Annotated in this window: 16 protein-coding genes; 12 read left to right on the top strand and 4 right to left on the bottom strand. The window is 72.4% G+C overall.

All coding sequences use genetic code 11. The features are described 5' to 3' along the window. The first annotated feature begins 129 nt into the window (after positions 1 to 129). Entirely contained in the window at positions 130 to 300 is a 171-nt protein-coding gene (locus Pma05_RS20450) for a hypothetical protein (protein WP_203859025.1), read from the top strand. 22 nt (positions 301 to 322) lie between these two features. On the opposite strand, the gene Pma05_RS20445 is transcribed toward Pma05_RS20450, so the two are convergent. The 4 genes from Pma05_RS20445 to Pma05_RS20430 all read right to left on the bottom strand — a co-directional run bounded on the left by Pma05_RS20445 (position 323) and on the right by Pma05_RS20430 (position 6355). After that, positions 323 to 502 (bottom strand): DUF6104 family protein, encoded by a 180-nt coding sequence (locus Pma05_RS20445; protein WP_203859024.1) that lies wholly within the window; start codon positions 500 to 502, stop codon positions 323 to 325. A gap of 82 nt (positions 503 to 584) precedes the next feature. Then, entirely contained in the window at positions 585 to 4349 is a 3765-nt protein-coding gene (locus tag Pma05_RS20440) for a multifunctional oxoglutarate decarboxylase/oxoglutarate dehydrogenase thiamine pyrophosphate-binding subunit/dihydrolipoyllysine-residue succinyltransferase subunit (RefSeq protein ID WP_203859023.1), read from the bottom strand. Between the two features lie 243 nt (positions 4350 to 4592). Then, positions 4593 to 5420: a DUF2705 family protein gene (locus tag Pma05_RS20435; RefSeq protein WP_203859022.1), complete on the bottom strand. Its 828-nt coding sequence runs from the start codon at positions 5418 to 5420 to the stop codon at positions 4593 to 4595. Beyond that, positions 5417 to 6355, bottom strand: coding sequence for an ABC transporter ATP-binding protein (locus Pma05_RS20430; RefSeq protein WP_203859021.1), 939 nt, complete (start codon positions 6353 to 6355; stop codon positions 5417 to 5419). The genes Pma05_RS20435 and Pma05_RS20430 overlap by 4 nt, the downstream gene beginning before the upstream one ends. A 340-nt stretch (positions 6356 to 6695) precedes the next feature. Between Pma05_RS20430 and Pma05_RS20425 the strand changes: the two genes are divergently transcribed. From Pma05_RS20425 to Pma05_RS20375, 11 genes are all read left to right on the top strand, one after another. Next, entirely contained in the window at positions 6696 to 7508 is an 813-nt protein-coding gene (locus Pma05_RS20425; protein ID WP_203859020.1) for a GNAT family N-acetyltransferase, read from the top strand. A gap of 80 nt (positions 7509 to 7588) precedes the next feature. Beyond that, the gene (locus tag Pma05_RS20420; RefSeq protein WP_203859063.1) at positions 7589 to 8548 is read left to right on the top strand and encodes a lysophospholipid acyltransferase family protein; all 960 of its coding nucleotides are present in this window, start codon (positions 7589 to 7591) and stop codon (positions 8546 to 8548) included. A gap of 242 nt (positions 8549 to 8790) precedes the next feature. Next, entirely contained in the window at positions 8791 to 9609 is an 819-nt protein-coding gene (locus Pma05_RS20415; protein WP_203859019.1) for a DUF4097 family beta strand repeat-containing protein, read from the top strand. 7 nt (positions 9610 to 9616) lie between these two features. After that, entirely contained in the window at positions 9617 to 10351 is a 735-nt protein-coding gene (locus tag Pma05_RS20410; protein ID WP_203859018.1) for a PadR family transcriptional regulator, read from the top strand. 216 nt (positions 10352 to 10567) lie between these two features. Continuing rightward, entirely contained in the window at positions 10568 to 11272 is a 705-nt protein-coding gene (locus tag Pma05_RS20405) for a response regulator transcription factor (RefSeq protein WP_101369786.1), read from the top strand. Further along, the gene (locus Pma05_RS20400) at positions 11269 to 12876 is read left to right on the top strand and encodes a sensor histidine kinase (RefSeq protein ID WP_239312709.1); all 1608 of its coding nucleotides are present in this window, start codon (positions 11269 to 11271) and stop codon (positions 12874 to 12876) included. Before Pma05_RS20405 ends, Pma05_RS20400 begins: the two co-directional genes overlap by 4 nt. A 62-nt stretch (positions 12877 to 12938) precedes the next feature. After that, positions 12939 to 14708 carry a S1C family serine protease gene (locus Pma05_RS20395; protein ID WP_203859017.1) on the top strand — a complete coding sequence of 590 codons (1770 nt, stop codon included), beginning with the start codon at positions 12939 to 12941 and terminating at the stop codon, positions 14706 to 14708. 260 nt (positions 14709 to 14968) lie between these two features. After that, complete coding sequence (locus tag Pma05_RS20390) at positions 14969 to 15646, top strand: BON domain-containing protein (RefSeq protein ID WP_203859016.1); 678 nt, start codon at positions 14969 to 14971, stop codon at positions 15644 to 15646. 89 nt (positions 15647 to 15735) lie between these two features. Then, positions 15736 to 16794, top strand: a complete 1059-nt coding sequence (locus Pma05_RS20385) for a glycosyltransferase family 4 protein (RefSeq protein WP_203859061.1) — start codon at positions 15736 to 15738, stop codon at positions 16792 to 16794. A gap of 150 nt (positions 16795 to 16944) precedes the next feature. Next, a complete protein-coding gene (locus Pma05_RS43510; protein WP_203859015.1) occupies positions 16945 to 20358 on the top strand; it encodes a cyclic nucleotide-binding protein in 3414 nt (1137 codons plus the stop codon). Then, on the top strand, positions 20358 to 20573 hold the full coding sequence (locus Pma05_RS20375; protein ID WP_130464803.1) for a hypothetical protein: 216 nt from the start codon (positions 20358 to 20360) through the stop codon (positions 20571 to 20573). The genes Pma05_RS43510 and Pma05_RS20375 overlap by 1 nt, the downstream gene beginning before the upstream one ends.

Raw genomic sequence — 20573 nt, 5'->3', positions numbered from 1 at the left:
CACCGACCAGGTTCGATCCGGCGAGCACCCAGGTCCGGGGTAGGGGCGACCCCTGGTCCGGGGTAGGGGCGGCCGCGCCGCGAGGGTAGGGCAAGCCTGACCGTGCCCCGGTTCGCTATCGTGCTCGGCATGGCTGATCAGCAACCCGACCCCAGCGGCAACACCGAGGCGTTCCGGGCCTTCGCCCACACTCCCGAATCGGCCGCCGCCGAACCGCCGTCCCGACTGCCGCTGATCATCGGGATCGCGGTCGCGGTCGTCGTGGTGGTCGCGCTGGTCGGCTGGCTCGCGCTGGGCTGACCAAGCCCGGCCGTGGTGGCCCCTAGAGGTCGTCCTCGTCGTCCAGGCGGGCCAGCCAGGTGGCGAACCGCTCGACCGGCGTCTCGAAGTCGGGGTTCAGGTCGACGAAATCGCGCAGCCGCGCGCCCAGCCACTCCAGAGTGACGGTCTCGGTGCCCCGGCGCTCGACGAGTTCCTCGATGCCTCGGTCGGTGAAGTACACGACGTCCTCTCTCGACGGCGATGAAAAGGAAGGGCCTCTGCATATCGTTTTTCGTATATGAAGAGGCCCTTCCTTCCGTACATCAGGGGCGGGGCAGTGCCGCCTCGATCAGCGCGGACTGTTCGGCGTCGTGCGTCTTCGCCGAGCCGACCGCCGGGGCAGCCGCCGCCGGCCGCGAGATCCGACGCAGGCGTACGCCCTCCAGGTGCTCCAGCAGGTTGAGCGCGACGAACGACCAGGCGCCCTGGTTGGCCGGCTCCTCCTGCACCCAGGCGAAGTCCTCGGCGTTCGGGTACTGCGCCAGCGCGGCCCGGACCTCCTCGACCGGCAGCGGATAGAGCTGCTCCATCCGGAGGATCGCGGTGTCGCTGTTGCCCCGCTCGGTACGCGCCTGGAGCAGGTCGTAGTAGACCTTGCCGGAGCAGAGCAGTACCCGCTTGACCGCCTCCGGCGCCACGCCCGAGTTGTCGGTCAGCACCGGCTGGAAGGTACCGGTGGTGAAGTCCTGCACGCTGGAGACGCAGAGCTTGTGCCGGAGCAGGGACTTCGGGGTGAAGACCACCAGCGGCTTGCGCTTCGGCGAGAGCCCCTGCCGGCGGAGCAGGTGGAAGTAGTTCGCCGGGGTGCTCGGGATGGCGATCCGCATGTTGTCCTCGGCGCAGAGCTGGAGGAACCGCTCCGGCCGGCCGGAGGTGTGGTCCGGGCCCTGGCCCTCGTGCCCGTGCGGCAGCAGCAGGGTCACCGACGACTGCTGCGCCCACTTCACCTCGCCGGACGAGATGAACTCGTCGACCACCGTCTGGGCGCCGTTGGCGAAGTCGCCGAACTGCGCCTCCCAGAGCACCAGCGCCTCGGTGTTCTCCACCGAGTAGCCGTACTCGAAGCCCATCGCGGCGTACTCGCTGAGCAGCGAGTCGTGCACGAAGAACCGGGCCCGGTCGCCGGCCAGGGTGGAGAGCGGGGTGTGCTCGGCACCGGTGCGCGAGTCCACGATGACGGCGTGCCGCTGTACGAAGGTGCCGCGCCGGGAGTCCTGGCCGGCGAGCCGTACGGTCACGCCGTCCTGGAGCAGCGTGCCGAACGCGATGATCTCGCCGAGGCCCCAGTCGATGTTGCCGGACTCGGTCATCTTGGCCCGCCGGTCCAGCAGTTGCTGGATCCGCCTGTGCGGGTTGAAGCCGTCGGGCAGCGAGGTGTGTGCCGTACCGACCGCGCGGAGGGCGGGGACGGTGGTGGCGGTCTCCACCTGCGGCTCGGGCTCCGGCTGGCGGCGGGGCCGGGCGGCCGGGCGGGCCGACGAGGCGGCGTCCCGGGTGGCCTTGAAGACCCGCTCCAACTGGGCCTGGAAGTCGCGCAGCAGCTCCTCCGCGTCCTCCACGGTGATGTCACCGCGCCCGATCAGCTCCTCGGTGTAGAGCTTCCGGACCGACCGCTTCGAGTCGATGATCTTGTACATCAACGGGTTGGACATCGCCGGGTCGTCGCCCTCGTTGTGCCCGCGCCGCCGGTAGCAGACCATGTCGATCACGACGTCCTTGTTGAACGCCTGCCGGTATTCGAAGGCCAGCCGGGCCACCCGGACCACGGCCTCCGGGTCGTCGCCGTTCACGTGGAAGATCGGCGCCTGGATCATCCGGGCCACGTCGGTGCTGTAGAGGCTGGACCGCGAGTATTCCGGCGCGGTGGTGAAGCCGACCTGGTTGTTCACCACCACGTGCACGGTGCCGCCGGTACGGTAGCCGCGCAGTTGCGACAGGTTGAGCGTCTCGGCGACCACTCCCTGGCCGGCGAAGGCGGCGTCGCCGTGCACCGCCACCGGCAGCACGGTGTAGCCCTCCAGCTTGAGGTCGATCCGGTCCTGCTTGGCCCGGACGATCCCCTCCATGACCGGGTCGACCGCCTCCAGGTGGGACGGGTTGGCGGTCACCGACACCTTGATCGAGTGCTCGCCGTCCGGCGTGGTGAACTTGCCGGCCTGCCCGAGATGGTATTTCACGTCGCCGGAGCCCTGCGTCGAGCGCGGGTCGAGGTGCCCCTCGAACTCTGAGAAGATCTTCTCGTACGGCTTGCCGACGATGTTGGCCAGCACGTTCAGCCGACCCCGGTGGGCCATCCCGATCACGACCTCGTCGAGGTCGTTCTCGGCGGCCGACTCCAGTACCTCGCCGAGCAGCGGGATCAGCGACTCGCCGCCCTCCAGCGAGAAGCGCTTCTGGCCGACGTACTTGGTCTGGAGGAAGGTCTCGAACGCCTCGGCCGCGTTGAGCCGGTTCAACACGTGCTTCTGCTCGTCCGGCGCGGGCTTGGTGTATTGCCGCTCGATCCGCTCCTGGATCCAGCGCCGCTCCTCCGGATCCTGGATGTGCATGTACTCCACGCCGACCCGGCGGCAGTAGGAGTCGCGGAGCACCCCGAGGACCTCGCGCAGCTTCAGCTTCTGCTTGCCCGCGAAACCGCCGACCGGGAACGTCCGGTCCAGGTCCCACAGGGTCAGGCCGTGCTGGAGTACGTCGAGGTCCGGGTGCTTGCGGATCTTGAACTCCAGCGGATCGGTGTCCGCCATCAGGTGTCCACGGACCCGGTAGGCGTGGATGATCTCGATCACCCGGGCGGTCTTGTCGATCTGCCCCTCGGAGCTGACCGCCACGTCCCGCATCCAGCGCACCGGCTCGTAGGGGATGCGCAGCGAGGTGAAGATCTGGTCGTAGAAGCCGTGCTCGCCGAGGACCAGCTCGTGGACGGTCTTCAGGAACTCGCCGGACTGCGCGCCCTGGATGATCCGGTGGTCGTACGTGCTGGTCAGCGTGATGATCTTGCTGACCGCCAGCTCGGCGAGGGTCTCCTCGGACATCCCCTGGTACGGCGCCGGGTATTCCATCGCGCCGACCCCGATGATGGTGCCCTGGCCGACCATCAGCCTCGGCTGGGAGTGCACGGTGCCGATCCCGCCCGGGTTGGTCAGCGAGATCGTCGTACCGCCGTAGTCCTCCATGGTCAGCTCGTTCCGGCGGGCCCGCCGGACGATGTCCTCGTACGCCTGCCAGAACTGCCGGAAGTCCATCTGCTCGCCGGCCTTGATCGACGGCACCACCAGGGTACGCGAGCCGTCCGGCTTGGCCAGGTCGATCGCGATGCCCAGGTTGACGTGCTCCGGCCTGACCAGCGCCGGCTTGCCGTCGACCTCGGCGAAGGAGTTGTTCATCTCCGGGTGCTCGGCGAGCGCCTTGATCAGGGCGTACCCGATCAGGTGGGTGAAGCTGACCTTGCCGCCCCGGCCCCGGGCCAGGTGGTTGTTGATGACGATCCGGTTGTCCACCAGCAGCTTGGCCGGGATCGCGCGGACGCTGGTCGCGGTCGGCACCGCCAGCGAGGCGTCCATGTTCTGCACGATCCGCGCGGCCACGCCGCGCAGCGGGGTGGTCTGCGGGCCGGCGGGCCGGGCCGCCGCGCCCCTGCCGGCGGCGCTCGGCGCGGCGGCCTTCGGCGCGCTCACGGCCGGCTTCGCCGCGGTGCCGGTCTTGCCGTCCGGGGTCGGGGTGCCGCGCTTGGCCGGCGCCGGGGCGCTGGCCGGGGTGGCCGGCGCGGCCTCGGTCTTCGCGGCGGTGCGTGCGGTCGCGGAGGGCTTCTCGGCGGTCGTGCCGGAGCCGCCGGTCACCTTGGCGTCACCGGCGCCGCCACCGTCCGGGCCGGCCTGCCCGGCGGGTCGGTAGTCGGCGAAGAAGTCGTGCCAGGCGGGATCGACGCTGGCGGGGTCGGCGAGGTAACGCTGGTACATTTCCTCGACGATCCACTCATTGGGGCCGAACCCCGCCAGTGGATTTTCCTGCGAAGTCTGCTGGGTCGACACGGCCGGTAATCGCCTCTTTCACGCGGGTTGTGTGTCACGCGGTCTCCTGCCCACCGGTCCGGTGGGCTGCGTCGAAAGACCGGTCCAAGGCTACGCCGTGCGGTAACCGACAGCATTGTCGCATCGGGCCCGTGTCGCGTTTCACAGGTTTTGCGAGTTGTCGGCCGTTCGGTAACGCCGAAACCCGGCCGGGGCCACTGACCCCGACCGGGTTCCGACGACCCGACGACGCTGTCCGCAGGGTCAGGAAACGTCCCGCTTGCGCATGATCAACGTGCCGATCGTGCCGGTCACCACGGCGTACGCGACCATGACCGCCGCGCCTGCCCAGCGGGGTGGGCTGCCCGGCAGGTCGGTGCCGGTCGCCATCAACTGGGACGCCAGCGACGGGACGATCAACTGAAGGTTGTTGATCCAGTCGCCGAACCGGTCGGCCAGGATCGCCAACACGATGATCGCCCCGATGTAGCCGGCCAGGTAGACCAGCAGCGCCGTGACGGTGGCACCGATCTGGCTGCGGATCAGCACCCCGAACCCGATCCCGAAGATCGCCCAGAGCAGGTACGCCAGCCCGTTCAGGCCGATCGCCTGCCAGATCGCGCCCTCGCCGAGTTGGCTCGACACGTCCAGGCTGCCCAGGATCAGCGGGGTGAAGATCAGGTTGAGCCCGGTGGTGACCACCCAGAAGATCAGCCCGAGGATGCCGGCGGCGATCAGCTTCGCCAGCACCACGGCGGTACGGTGCGGCGTGGTGAGGAAGGTCGTCGTGGCGGTCTGGTGGAAGAACTCGTTCGTCACCACCAGTACGCCCAGCAGCATCACGATCAGCACGCCGAAGAACTGGCCGTTGGTGTAGAGGTTCGCCGCGACGTTGACGTGCTCCCCGGCCGCCTGGAACTGCGCGTTCTGCTCGGACTCCGGCACCCCGACGCTGGCCGGGTCGAGCACGGCCTGGGACTGGAAGTAGTTGATCAGCAGGGTCAGGCCCCAGAGGGGCAGCGTGATGAGCCCGAAGACCCACCAGGTGTTCGTCGTACGGATCTTCAGCAGCTCGGACCGGACCAGGTTCATCGGATCCCCGCCTTTCCGGCCGTCAGCTCCAGGAAGACCCCTTCGAGGTCGGGTCGCTCCGTGCTCAGCTCGTGCAGCTCGACCTTTGCCGCCAGCGCGGCCCGGCCCACCGCCGGAGCGTCCGTACCCTCGATCAGCAGTACGCCGTCCTCGCCCTGGGTCACCCGGGCACCGTTCCCGGTCAACGCCGTGGTCAGCTCCGCACCCTGCGGGGTCCGCACCCGAACCCGGCCCGTCTGCGCCATCGAGCCGACCACCTCGTCGACCTGGCCCTGCCGGACCAGCTTGCCGGCCGCGATGATCACCACGTCGTCGGCGAGCAACTGCATCTCGGAGAGCAGGTGGCTGGAGACCAGCACCGTACGCCCCTCAGCGGCCAGTGCCTTGAGGAAACCGCGCATCCACCGGATGCCCTCCGGGTCGAGCCCGTTGGCCGGCTCGTCGAGGATCAGCACCTGGGGGTCGCCGAGCATCGCGGCGGCGATCCCGAGCCGCTGCTTCATGCCGAGCGAGTAACCCTTGAACTTCCGCTTGGCCGCCGGCGTGAGTCCCACCAGCGCCAGCGCCTCGTCGGCCCGCTGCTTCGGCAGCCCGGCCGCCGCGCAGGTCACCCGCAGGTGGTTGATCCCGGTGCGGCCCTTGTGCGCGCTCGACGCCTCCAGCACCGCACCGACGTGCCGGATCGGCTGCGACAGGTCGGCGTAGCGGGCGCCACCGATCGTCGCGGTTCCCCCCGTCGGCGTGACAAGGTTGAGCAGCATCCGCAGCGTGGTCGTCTTGCCGGCACCGTTCGGCCCCAGGAAGCCGGTCACCCGGCCCGGCGCGACGGTGAACGACAGATTGTCGACCGCCCGGACATTGCGATAGACCTTCGTAAGGCCGGAGACCACTATCTGGCCACTTCCGGCCGTTGGGCTCAGTCGCCCGTCGGACATCTCTCTCCCCTCCGTGCGGCGCCGCCCTGCCGGCCACGCCGTCACCCAGCGTCGACATTGTGGGCCGCGCGGTCAATCAGGATGGCGGTCAATCAGGATGATTGCGTAACCGGTCGTCATACCTGGGCAGGAGCCCGTCCTCCTACAGCACGAGCCGCGCGGCATCTGGGGAGGAGGGGCGAATCTACCAGCTCGGACGAGCTGCCGGGGGACGGCGCGCTGCCGGGGCGGCGCGCGAAGCCGGCCGTGCCGGGCGATACCACATCCCGTTCACCGGATCGACACGCCACCGGCCGTCGGTCGACACGTCCAGGGCAGTCCAGGGGCCTACACAGAGACCATGGCCGTTCTGCTCACCGCCCCGGCACAAACCGGGACCAGCGGATACACCCTGCTGATCGCCGACAGCGCGTCGCAGGTTGCCGCCGCACAGCGCCTCCGGTACGCCGTCTTCGTCGAAGAGTTCGGCGCGAAGCTCGACTCACCGGTGGCCGGACTCGACGTCGACGAGTTCGACCCGTACTGCGAGCACCTGATCGTCCGGGAGGACGAGTCGGGCGCGGTGGTCGGCACGTACCGGATGTTGACGCCGGACCGGGCCGCCCAGGCCGGCCGGCGGTACGCCGAGGGCGAGTTCGACCTCTCCCCGCTCGCCCCGCTGCGCGACGAGCTGGTCGAGATCGGCCGGTCCTGCGTCGACCCGGCGCACCGGACCGGTGCCGTGATCAACCTGATGTGGGCGGGGATCGCCCGCTACCTGCAACTGCGCGGTCTGCGCTGGCTCGCCGGCTGCACCTCGGTACCGCTGGACGACGCCGGGGCGACGGCGGTCGGGGTCTGGTCGGAGGTGCGACGTCGGCACCTGTCGCCGCCGCCGATGCGGGTCCGGCCACACCGGCCCTGGCTGGCCGAACCGGCCGGCGTGGCCGCGCTGGCGACCGCCGAGGCGGAGGTACCGCCCGGGGCGCCGGCCGCCGCCCGTGGCCGGGTGGCGATGCCGCCGCTGCTCCGCGGCTATCTGCGGCTGGGCGCCTGGGTCTGCGGGGAGCCGGCGTACGACCCGGAGTTCGACGTCGCCGACTTCTACGTGCTGCTCTCGATGGACCGGATGCCCGAGCGGTACCGCCGGCACTTCCTCGGCCCGGACCAGTGAACACCCGTACCCGCACGGTCCCGGACCGGCCCGGACCGGTGGACACCCGTACCCGCACGGTCCCGGACCGGCCCGGACGGGTGGACACCCGAACCCCGACCACCCCGGACCGGCTCGCGGCGGCGCACGCCAGTGGATCGCTCTGGCGGCCGCACTCGATCTGCGGGCCGGCCTGCCTGCCCGACCCGGGCCAGACGCCGAGGGCCTCCGGACCGCGCCAACTGGGTCGGCTGGTGGCACTGGTCGGCGCCCTGCTCTTCGGCGGGGTGCTGCTCCCGGTGCTGCCGGTACTTCCCCGGTCCGGTCGGCAGGCCGCCGGGCGGGCCTGGGCCCGCAGCGTGTTGCGGGCCGGTGGGATCCGGCTCGACGTGCGGGGCCGGCCGCCGCTGCGGCGGGCGCTGCTGGTGGCCAACCACGTCTCCTGGCTCGACGTGGTGACGATCCTCGCCGTGACCCCGGCCCGGCTGCTGGCAAAGCACGAGGTGCGGAACTGGCCGCTGATCGGGCCGCTGGCGGCGCTCGGCGGCACCATCTTCATCGACCGGACCCGGCCGCGCACCCTGCCACAGACCGTGGCCGAGGTGGCGGACGTGCTGCGCGCCGACGGGGTGGTCGCGGTCTTTCCCGAGGGTACGACCTGGTGCGGCGTGCCCCGGGCGACCGGAAGCTGTGGCTGGGCGGTCCGGTTCCGTCCGGCGATGTTCCAGGCCGCCGTCGACGCGGCGGCCCCGGTGGTGCCGGTGCACCTCGGCTACCGCATCGCGTTCCCTGCCCGACGCCGGGCGGCCGGCGCGGTCCGGGGCGCCGACACCACGGCGGCGGCCTTCCTGGCCGAGGAGAGCCTCTACACCTCGGTACGCCGGGTACTGGCGCTGCGCGGTCTGGTGGTGACCCTGACCGCGATCGACGAGCCGTGGTCCGACGGTCCGACGGACCGGCGCCGGCTGGCCACGGCGGCCGAGTCGGCGGTACGCGCGACCGGTCCCACGGCCCCGCCGGAGCGTCCGGCCGGCGGGGTACCACTGGAGCTGGCTGCCTGACACCCTCGCCGGGCCGCCCGGAGAGGCGTTCCGGAACGGTGCTCCCCGGGTCGGCCGGACCGGTGTTCCGGAAACGCCCGGTGCTGCCGGGTCGGCCGACGGGCGTTCCGGAACTGCGCTCCCGGGTGGCCGGACGGGCGTTCCGGAAACGCGATGTATCGCGTTATCGTGGCAGGACGCACCTCCGCCGTCCGTGCCTGCGGCTCCCGTCGGCCGGACCGGCCAGTACCCGGGGAGTCGCCATGCCGAGCTGGACCGTGGACAGGCCGCGCCGGCTGACCCTCACCGAACCGGTCGTCCGGCTCGTCGTCCGGCTCAACTCCGGCCGGGTCAACGTGGTCGGCACTGACGGCCCGGCCCGGATCGAGATCACCCGGACCGACCGGCAGCGCCTGGTCGTCGAGCACCGGGACGGCACGTTGTCCGTCCGGCACCGGACGTTCCGGAACTGGACCTTCCGGAACTGGACCTTCCTGCTGCGCCGGTTCGGGCTGGCCGCCGGGCCCGAGATCTCGATCGGCGTACCGGCGCGGGTGCGGGTGGACCTGCGGCTGCACGAGGGCGCGGTGGTCGCCTCCGGGCTGGCCGAGACGACCGAGGTGGACGTGACGGCCGGCCAGGTCACCCTGATGGGGCTCGCGGGACAGACCAGTGCGCGGCTGGTCTCGGGGCCGGTGGAGGCGCTCGGCGTCTCCGGCGACCTGACCATGGAGACGGTCTCCGGTGAGCTGATCCTGGCCGGGGGGACCGCCGAACGGGTCCGGGCCAGTACGGTTTCCGGGGCGATCACCTGTGACCTCGGCAACCCGGGCCGGAGCGAGATCCAACTCGGCGCGACCACGGGCAGCGTGACCGTACGGGTGCCCGAGGAGAGCGACCTCGACGTGCACCTGCACACCACATCGGGGCAGATCACCACCGACTTCCCCCAACTCGAACCGGGCGCCGTGCCGAGCTGGGCGAGCGACCGCCGGGGGACCCTCGGCGCCGGGGGCGGTAGTCTCCGCGCGACCACCATGTCCGGAAGCATCGTGCTGCTGGCCCGGCGGTCGGCGGAGTGAGGACGAGATGACGACGGTGTTCGGCCACGGCCGGCTCCGGCTCTATCTGCTCAAACTCCTGGACGACGGCCCGAAACACGGCTACGAGCTGATCCGGCTGCTGGAGGAGCGCTTCCTCGGCCTGTACGCGCCGAGCGCCGGTACCATCTATCCCCGCCTTGCCCGGTTGGAGGCCGAGGGGCTGGTCACGCACGACGCCGTCGGCGGCCGGAAGGTCTACCAGATCACCGAGGCGGGCCGGGCCGAGCTGCGGCAGCGGGCCGACGAGGTGACCAGCCTGGAGTCGGAGATCCGGGCTTCGGTCTCCGACCTGGCGAAGCTGGCCGGTGAGATCCGCTCCGAGGTACGCGGCTCGGTGCGGGACCTGAAGCAGGAGCTGCGGGCCGCCGTCCGGGAGACCCGCCGGGGTGACCGGAGATCCGCCCCGGAGGCGGCATCCCCAGGGGCGGCGGCGGGTGACGGAGCGGCCGGCGGCGGCTGGTCGGCCGGGGCAGGTGCCGGGGAGCAGACCCCGGGCGGCTGGTCGGCGGGGGCGCGTGCCGGGGAACAGGCGCCGGGCGGCTGGTCGGCGGCGCAGGGGGACGCCGATGATCCGGCTGCCGAGTTCGACCGGCAACTGCTGCTCTTCGTGACCGAGGTACGGGCGCTGGCCCGCAGCGGCCGGTTCACCGAGGCCCAGTTGCGTACGGCGGCCCGGGTGCTGCACGGGGCGCTGGACGGGTTGCGCCGGCTGCTCCGCTGACCCCGTCGACTGCGCCGGCTGTCCTGCTGACCCGCCGGGTCGCGCCGTCGCCGTCGACTTGGCCGACGGCAGCACGGGTCCCGCTGACTCCGCCGGCTGTTCCGCTCACCGGGCGGCGGGTGGTGCCGTCGCGGGTGCAATGCGGGCCGAGGTGCTCTCAGAAAGTTTTCAGGGGATGCTCAGCCGAGCCGCAGCGGAGGCGCGGATGATGGCCAGATGGCAGCGACAACGCAGAGCGAGGCACGGCTACTCGTCGTCGAGGACGATCCGAACATTCTCGAGCTGCTCTCCGCCAGCCTGCGCTTCGCCGGCTTCGACGTGGCCACCGCCACCAGTGGAAGCGCGGCGGTCAGCGCGGCGAAGGAGCGGCGACCCGACCTGGTCGTGCTCGACGTCATGCTGCCCGACCTCGACGGCTTCGAGGTGATCCGGCTGCTCCGCGAGGGCGGCACGCGTACCCCGGTGGTCTTCCTCACCGCCAGGGACGCGACCGACGACAAGATCCGGGGGCTGACCCTGGGCGGGGACGACTACGTCACCAAGCCGTTCAGCCTGGAGGAGCTGACCGCGCGGATCCGGGCGGTGCTGCGGCGTACCGCGACCGGCGAGCACGCGCCGTCCCGGCTCACCTTCGCCGACCTGGAACTGGACGAGGAGACCCACGAGGTGCACCGGGCCGGCAAGCGGGTGCAGCTCTCGCCTACCGAGTTCAAGCTGCTGCGCTACCTGATGCTCAACGCCAACCGGGTGCTCTCCAAGGCGCAGATCCTGGACCACGTCTGGAACTACGACTTCCGGGGCGACGACAACATCGTGGAGTCCTACATCTCCTACCTGCGGCGCAAGATCGACACCACCCAGCCCCGGCTGATCCACACCCTGCGCGGGGTCGGTTACGTGCTCCGCAAGCCGGCGGCGTGAATGTCGCCCTGCCGCTGAAGGGGCGGCTCCGCGCCACGCCGCTACGGGTCAAACTGGTCGCCTCCGTGCTCGTGCTGGTCGCCGCCGCGCTGGTGGTGATCAGCGTGATGACCGCCTTCTTCCTGCGCAGCTATCTGGTCGGCCGGATCGACGACGAACTGGCGAGCTTCGCCCGGGACGCGGACGCGCAGCAGGTCCAGCGCCTCTACGAAGACGTGGCGGCCGGCCGCAGCGCGCTGCCGACCGACTACCTGATCGTGCGGGCCGACCGGGAGGTCGGCATCTTCAACCCGCTCTACGACCGGACGCTGAACGAGAACAACCTGCCCGCGCTCAACGACGCCAACTGGTACGAGCAGCACGCCGGGGGCGACTTCTTCACCGTCTCGTCGACCGACCACAGGTTCCGCTGGCGGATGATGGTCGTGCAGTGGCCGAGCGGCACCTTCCTGGCGGTCGGGCAGCACCTGACCGACGTCGACCTGGCGGTCAAGGAACTGATCTGGATCGACGTACTCGTCGGCGGCTCGGTGTTGATCACGCTTGCCGCGGCGGGGGCGGCGATCGTGCGTACCAGTCTGAAACCGCTCGTGGAGATCGAGCGGACCACGGCCGCCATCGCCGGCGGCGACCTCTCCAGACGGATACCCGATCCCGAGCCGGGTGAGGCGGAGGCGAAAACCGAACTCGGCCGGCTCTCCCGGGCGTTGAACGCGATGCTCAGCCAGATCGAGGTGGCCTTCACCGCGCGGGCCGCCTCGGAGTCGGCCGCCCGGGCGGCCGAGACGAACGCCCGCAGCGCGGCGACGGCGGCCCGCAACGCCGCGCTCGCCGCCCAGGCGTCCGAGTCCCGGGCGCTGCGCTCCGAGGAGCGGATGCGGCAGTTCATCGCGGACGCCTCGCACGAACTGCGTACCCCGCTGACCACCATTCGGGGCTTCGCCGAGCTCTACCGGCAGGGTGCCGCCGGGTCGCCCGAGGACACCGCCCGGCTGATCCGCCGGATCGAGGACGAGGCGGCCCGGATGGGGCTGCTCGTCGAGGACCTGCTGCTGCTGGCCCGGCTCGACCGGGAACGGCCGCTCACCCTGGCGCCGGTGGAGCTGTCGGTGCTGGCCAGCGACGCGGTGCAGGCCGCCAAGGTGGTCGCGCCGGACCGCTCCATCAGCCTGGAGATCGAGCCGGGGGCCGGCTCCCTGGTGGTACTCGGCGACGACGCCCGGCTGCGGCAGGTGCTCGGCAACCTGATGACCAACGCGCTCACCCACACCCCGCCGACGGCGGCGGTGACGCTGCGGGTACGGGCCGAGCGGGACGATGCGGTGATCGAGGTCGCCGACACCGGTCCGGGGCTATCGCCGGAGCAGGCCGAGCGGGTCTTCGAGCGGTTCTACCGGGCGGACGCCGCGCGTACCCGAGCGGCGGGTGGCGGGGTCAGTACCGGGCTCGGGCTGGCCATCGTCGCGGCCCTGGTGGCGGGGCACAACGGCAGCGTCGAGGTGGTCGACACCCCGGGCGGCGGTGCGACCTTCCGGGTCCGGCTGCCGCGCGCACCGGAGGTCTCCGAGGATCCGGAGATTGCCGAATCAATCGACGTAGAGTGATTCTCAGCCAATATCCAGGCGGACTCAAGGTAGGTCGCAGAGCGAGGGGGCAAGGTAAGGACATGAGCGACTTCGAGACCGACCCGCAGCGGCGGCCGGTGACCGCCGACCGCGAGCACTCGCACCCCACCGCCGAGCTGCCGCGCGACGATCGCGGGCAGTCCGACTCCGGCGCTTCCACCGCCGACCCGGCCGACCCGGCCGCCGCCAGTCCCGCCGGCTACACCGGCTCGACCGCCAGCTTCGCCGCCACCGGTGCCTCGGACGGCACCCCGGCCGGCGAGCGGTCCGAGTCGTCGACCGCCGTACCGCCCGCCGCCGCCGAAGCGTACGGTGCCGGGGCGTACGGAGCGGCGCGGCCGAGCGCCGAGCAGCCCTACAGCGGGGTGCCGGCCTCCGGCCAGCCGTACGCGGGAGCGCCGGCCTCGGGCCAGCCCTACGGTGGTACGCCAGCCTCCGGACAGCCCTACGGCGGCAACCCCCACGCCGCCGCCCCCACCACCGGGCAGCCCTACGGCACCGGCCAGTACGGCGCGGCGCCCGCCTCCGGTCAGCCGTACAGCATGCCGCCGACCGGCCGGACCGGTGGCGTTCCGGCGCAGGCCGGCAACAGCCCGTGGCAGGTACCGACGGGTGGTCAGCCCCAGTCGCCCTGGACGCCGGGGCATCCCGGTGCCGGGGCGCCGCCCCAGCCACCGCACCTCGGCGGCCCGGTGCCGCCGCCCTGGGCCACCCCGGGCACTCCGGCACCCTCGTCCTCCGGCCCGGGCCGGGTCGGCCGGGCGGCGGCGATCGGTGTGGCCGCGCTGGCTCTGATGGTCGGCTCCGGCCTGGCCGGCGGGGCGATCGCGACGGCCCTGGACGACTCGCCGACGGTGACCAACCGGACCTACTCGGCGGCCCCCGTGATCAACTCGGCCGACCTGCCGAAGATCGCCGCCCAGGTGCAGGACAGCGTGGTGTCGATCAGCACCGGCAACACCGAGGGCTCGGGCGTGGTGATGAGCGCCGACGGCTTCGTGCTGACCAACAACCACGTGGTGGCCGCCGCGAACGGCGGTACCGTCAAGGTGTTCTTCGCCGACGGCAAGAACGTCGACGCGAAGGTCACCGGCACCGACCCGAAGACCGACCTGGCCGTGGTGAAGGCCGAGGGGGTCTCCGGGTTGACCCCCGCGAAGTTCGGCGACAGCGACGCGATGCAGGTCGGCGACCAGGTCCTGGCGCTGGGCAGCCCGCTCGGCCTCCAGGGGTCGGTGACCGCCGGCATCATCAGCGCCCGGGACCGGACCATCCGGGCCGGTAGCGAGGGCGAGCAGCAGAACCCGTTCGAGCAGCCGCAGCAGCAGGGCGGCGCCAGCTCGATCTCCGGGCTGTTGCAGACCGACGCCCCGATCAACCCGGGCAACTCCGGCGGCGCGCTGGTCAACACCAACGCGGAGGTGATCGGCATCAACACCGCGATCCTCACCGCCGGTCAGGGCAGCGGCAACATCGGTGTCGGCTTCGCCATCCCGAGCAACAAGGCGACCGCGGTCGCCGAGGCGCTCCAGCGCGGCGAGAAGGTCAGCCACCCGTCGCTCGGGGTCCAGGTCAGCCCGGCCGAGAACGGCGGGGCGCTGATCGGCGGGGTCGTGCCGGACAGCCCGGCCGCCAAGGCCGGTCTCCAGCAGGGCGACGTGGTCACCCAGTTCGGCGACACGAAGGTCGGCGATGCTGACGATCTGGTCGGGGCCGTACAGGCCGGCAAGGTGGGTGACCAGGTGCAGGTGACGTACACCCGAAACGGAGTCGAAAAGACGGCAACCGTGACGCTCGCCGAAACGTCGTAAGGAAAGAGCGACCGTACGCTTCCGGGCAGACCTTCCGCACGACGGAAGTAAGCCTCCTCCCCAGAGCGGCGGGCGACATGACCAAGGGGGTTGGTCAGGTCGCCCGCCGCTCCTCCTTTCCCGCGCTGTGCGGCCCGGTCCCGCTTCACCTGGTCGGGGTGAGCCTGGCTCACCCCGACCAGGGCGAATATCGGGGTTGGCCTGGCAGGACCGATCCGGCCGCCGGCCGACGACCGCGAGCACCCGGGGAGGAGCGGCCGATGAGTACCGCGACCATGGCGCGCAGCGACACCGACATCCAGCGCGACGTCCTGGCCGAGCTGGCCTGGGACGCCCGGGTACGGGCCAGCGAGGTCGGCGTGTCGGTCTCCGGCGGCATCGTGACCCTGACCGGCTGGGTGGACAGCTACGCGAAGAAGTGGGCCGCGGAGCGGATCGCGCACCGGATCCGGGGCAACCGGGCGGTCGCCAACGACATCGAGGTACGCCTGTCGGGTACGGCCGAGCGCACCGACACCGACATCGCGACGGCGGCGAGCCGGGCGCTGGAGTGGGACGCCTTCGTGCCGATCGGCCGGATCGAGGTGACCGCCGCCAACGGCTGGCTGACGCTGCGCGGCGAGGTCGAGCGGGGAGACCAGAAGCGCGCCGCCGAGCGGGCCCTACGCCGGCTGACCGGGGTACGCGGGGTGACGAACCTGGTCGCCGTGCAGCCCGTCGGCGACCTGCGCGAGGAGGACCTCAAGCGGGACATCCGGAGCGCTCTCGCCCGGCGGATCGACATCGACGCCGACCTGATCGAGATCGAGGTCGACGAGGGGACCGTGGTGCTCACCGGCGAGGTGCGGTCGTGGCTGGAGCGGGAGGAGGCGGAACGGGTGGCCTGGGCCGCGCCCGGGGTGGGCGAGGTCGAGATGCGGCTGCGCCTCGCGACCTGATCCGTGTCGGCCGCGTCGCGAGGGAGGACGCCTCCGTGAGTACGAACCCGTCCGAGCCGGCGCGGCCGGAGCGCCCGCTGCGGATCGCGATGGTCGTCCCGCCCTGGTACGAGCTGCCCCCGCCCGGCTACGGCGGACTGGAGCAGGTCTGCTCGGCCCTGGTCGACGGACTGGCGGCCAAGGGGCACGAGGTGACCCTCTTCGGCGCGGGTACCGGGACGGGCACCGCGGCGCACTTCGTCGGGACCGTACCGGAGTTGCAGCACCATCGGCTGGGCCAGACCCTGCCGGAGTTGGCCCACCTGACCCGGGTCAACCGGATGATCTCGCCGGAGTCGTTCGACATCGTGCACGACCACACCACCGTCGGCCCGTACGCCGCCCACCGGTCGGTGCCGACGGTCGCCACGGTGCACGGCAAGCCGACCGGCGAGTTGCGGGAGGTACTCGCCGACGTCGACCCGAAGGTCGGACTGGTGGCCATCTCGCACACCCAGCGCCGGCTGGCTCCGGAGCTGCCCTGGGTCGCCACAGTGCACAACGGGATCGCGACCGGCAACCTGGTGACCAAGTCGGCCCCGGGGATGGGCCCGGTGCTCTGGCTCGCCCGGTTCAGCGCCGACAAGGGCCCGGACCTGGCCATCGAGGCGTGCCGGGCGGCCGGCCTGCCGCTGGTGCTGGCCGGCAAGTGCGACGAGCGGTCCGAGCGCCGCTATCTCGAACAGGTCGTCGAGCCGATGCTCGGGCCGGACGTGACGGTGCTGCGCAACCCGGACCGGGACGCGACGGTGCGGCTGATGCTCGCCGCCCGCTGCCTGATCATGCCGATCCGCTGGGAGGAGCCGTTCGGCATGGTGATGGTGGAGGCGATGGCCACCGGTACCCCGGTGGTGGCGCTCGACCGGGGAGCCGTGCCGGAGCTGGTCCGGCACGGCGAGACCGGGCTGATCTGCGACGACCCGGCCGAGCTGGGGCCGGCGCTGCGCGAGGTGTCCCGGCTCGACCCGGCCGCCTGCGTGGCACACGTGCGCCGGGAGTTCTCCGCCGAGCGGATGGCCGAGGACTACGAGCGGGTCTACCGGAGCTTCGTCGAGCCGGGCCTCGAATCACCGGTCCGGCCGGCGTCGGCGCCGACCGTCGCCTGGTGACACCCGCCCGTTCGGCCACCGTCGCGGGCGACCGCTTGATTTCGGGTACGACGTCAGCCACGCTCTGCGTCGGGTAGTGGACGCGAGCGCGTGAGGGTGGGATCGGGCCTTACTCTGCATGCCGCAGCGGGACGCGGAGGGCAGGGGTCGGTGGCCGTCGTCGAGAGCCGGGTGAGCGTCTGGGAGGCGCTGGCCGGCCGTGCTCCGGGCAGTCCGCTCGGCCCGGCCGACTCGGGGCTGTGGACCGCCGTCGTCGAGCGGCTGAACCCGGCCCGGGCCCGCCCGGTGCTCCGCCCCGGCATCGAGCGCGCCGAGCTGGTCTCGGTACGCGGCGTCTCCTACGTCATGCTCCGCTCGCCGGATTCCCGGGGTGACGCCTGCTATCTGCGACTCTCCCCCGAGGAGTGGCGGCTCGCCGAGCTGATGGACGGCTCCCGAACCGTCGCCCGGCTGGTCGCCGAGTTCGCCCGGATCGCCGGCCGGCTCGCCCCGGACCAGGTCACCCGGGTCGTCGCCGACCTGGCCGGCAACCGGATGCTGGCCGAGTTGCCGGTGGACGCGTTCCGGCCGCTGGACCGGGTACACCGCCGGCCCTGGCCGCTGCGGCTCGGCCGGGGGCTGGTGGCCGCCGCCAAGGGGCAGCGCACGGTGGTGGCCGACGTCGACTGGCTGGTCGACCTCGCCTACCGGGCCGGCGGACGGCTGCTCTTCACCCGGGTCGCCGCCGGGCTGCTCGGCGCGGTGGCGGTCGCCGGGCTGCTGCTGTTCGGCTGGACGTGGTGGGCCGGCGACCAGTCGCTCTTCCTCACCGACGGCTCGTACGCGGTCGGCGCGGCGGTGCTGGTCGGGTTGAACGTGTTCGCGCTGGCCTGCCACGAGCTGGGTCACGCGCTCGCCACCAAGCACGCCGGTCGGCGGGTACCAGCCGCCGGCTTCCTGGTCTACTTCGGCATCCCGTCGGTCTTCGTCGACACCACCGACGTCTGGATGGCCGGTCGCCGGGCCCGGATGCTCACCACGGCGGCGGGTCCGGCGGCCGGGCTGATCCTGGCCGGTCTCGCCCAGCTCGTCGGCCTGCTGGTGCCGGAGTGGGCGCCGTGGACGTTCAAGCTCGCCTTCGCCTGGTATCTGAACGCGCTGTTCAACCTCAACCCGTTCCTCGCACTCGACGGCTACTACCTGCTGATGGACTGGTTGGAGATCCCCAACCTGCGCGCCCGTGGTCTGTCGTACGTGCTGGCCCGGCTGCGCCGCCGGCCGCCGAGCTGGGCGCAACTGGACCGGGAGGGCCGGATCGTCGCCCTGTACGGCACCCTGGCCGTGCTCTGGCTGGTCATCGCGGTGAACCTCGGCTGGCGGATCTGGACCGATCGGGTCGGCGGGCTGGTACTCGGACTGTGGCGGTCCGGCTGGCCGGCCCGGCTGCTGCTGGTCGCCGTGGTCGCCGGCCTGGCCGCCCCGCTGGTCTACCTCACCGCCGGCTGGCTCGCCCGACGGGTCCGGCGGGTAAGGGCCCGCTGGGCGGAGCGGCGGCAGCGGCTGGACCTGCCCCGTCGACTGGACGCGCTGCGGAGTTCGCCGCTGGGCCGGCTGCCCGAGGCGACCCTGACCGAGCTGGCCCAGCGAGCGCGCTGGGTGCGCCCGCGTACCGGAGAGCACCTGGTCTTCGCCGGGGCCGCGCAGTCGACCGTCTTCCTGGTGGTGGACGGCGCGATGGAGGGTCGGCGGCCCGGCGACCCGGGCGGCCTGGTCCGGCAGCGGCTCGGCCCGGGTGGGGTGATCGGGCTGGCCAGCGCGCTCACCGGGGCCCCGGCGGCCCTCGACTGGCACACCGCCGGGACCGTCCTGTTGGGACTGCCGACCTCGGCGGTGGTCGCCGGGGTCGGGCCGCTGCCCGGTCCGCCACCCGCCGATCGGGCCGAGGCCGAGGCGCTCTTCGCCGAGGCGCCGGCGCTGCGCGGGCTGAGCCCGGAGGACCGGTTGGGGCTGGTCGCCGGAGCCCTGGTGTCGACGGTTGCCGCCGGTGAGCCGATCGTGCTCGCCGGGGCGAACGACGCGGTGGTGGTGGAGTCCGGGGTGATCGAGCTGCCGGACGGCACCCAACTCCGCCGGGGGACCCTGATCGGCCCCGCCGGGGAGGGCGAGCCGGGCACGGTGGCCACCGCCCGTACGCCGGTCCGGGTCTGGGCCCTGCCGGCGGTCACCGGCCTGCCGCTGCTCTTCGGTACCCCGGGCGCGACGCCCCCGGCACCCGAGCGTGCTACCCCGGGCAGTGCGCCCCGGGTCGGCGTACATCCCGACGGGGGTTATCCGCCGCTGGCCGCGCCACCCGGACCGCCCCCGCCCGGCGCGGACCCCGACGTCGACCGTCGGTTCGAGCGGAAACTCTGGTGGCTGGTCCTGCTCCTCCTGCTGCTGGCCCTGCTCAGCGCGGCGAGCAACCTGATCCCCGGCCCGGCCTGGGCGGAGATGCCCGACGACCGGGCACTGCTCGCCGCCGACTCCGGTCGGGTCGAGGCGACCGTGCACGGCCGGAGCGTGTGGCTGGCCGAGGGGGACCGGCTCTACGTCTCGGAGGGCGACCAGATCCGGGTACCGGCCCGGTCCCGTGCCGTACTCACCTTCCGGGGTGGCGGCACGGCGGTGTTCTGCGCCGGCTCCCGGGCGGTGCTCGGTCCACTCTGGAGCGACGGGGGGCGGACGGTCGACCCGCACGGCCGGCTGACCCTGCACACCGGTCGGATGCTCGCCGACACCGAGAGCCCGAGCAGCGCCTTCGCGCCGCTGTCGCTGCTGGTGGACCGGACCGGCGGCGGGATCAGCAACCGTGGAGCCGCCCGGTACGCCGCCTGGCCCCGGGGCATCGAGGTCGCCACCGGCGAGGTACGGGTCACCGGGGTACGCCAGCCGGAAGACCGCCGCCCACTGGCCTGCGGTGCCGGTACGACGCCGGACGGCACCGGATCCTCCCCGACCGGTACCCCGGGCGACCCGGAGTCGACGACCCCCGGTCTGCCGACGCCGTCCCCGTCCCCGACCGCGTCGCCGAGTACCCCCGGGCCGACGCCGAGCACTCCGGGCAGCACCCCGACCCAGACCGCCAGTACGCCGGGCACCACCCCGACCACCACCGGTCCGCCGCGTACCCCACCCCGCACCACACCCCCACCCACCACCGCCGCACCGACCACACCGCCCAGGGACACCGTCGGGCCGACCTTCTCCGGCGTCTTCGCGAAGCCGACCAGCATCTCCCGGCCGTCGTGCTCGGGCAACGGCGTCGCCACGATCGGTGGCTCGGTGGCCGACAACGTCACGCCGGCCGCCGAGATCAAGGTCTCCGCGAGCTGGTCCTTCGGTGCGGGCGAGGGCGGCTCGGTGCAGCTCGAACGGTCGGGCGCGTCGTTCCAGGGCGACGTCGTCGTTCCCTACACCCGGGCGAACAACGGCGGCGGGCCCGTCCGTGTCGACATCCAGGCCGTGGACGCCGCCGGAAACCCGTCGGGCAGCGAGTTGACGATCACCCTGGAAGCGTGCGGCGGCACCATCGTGAGGAGTTCCTAGTGCTCTGTTGGTTCTGTCCGAAGGCGGCGCGGGGCGGGTGCCGGTTCTGCGGGCGCGGCGTCTGCGAGGACCACGCCCGGTTCGGCCCGTACCTGTTGCAGGTGCACCGTTCGGAGGCGCGCGGCCGGGCCGAGGGACTGGTGGTGGAGGACGCCCTCCAGTGCGGCACCTGTCGGCCCCGCCCGCAACCGGTGCCGATGCCGGAGTTGGACTGA

The sequence above is a fragment of the Plantactinospora mayteni genome (genome assembly GCF_016862935.1).
GTDB classification, from domain to species: Bacteria; Actinomycetota; Actinomycetes; order Mycobacteriales; family Micromonosporaceae; genus Plantactinospora; species Plantactinospora mayteni.
This window is presented reverse-complemented; position numbering and strand designations above follow the sequence as displayed.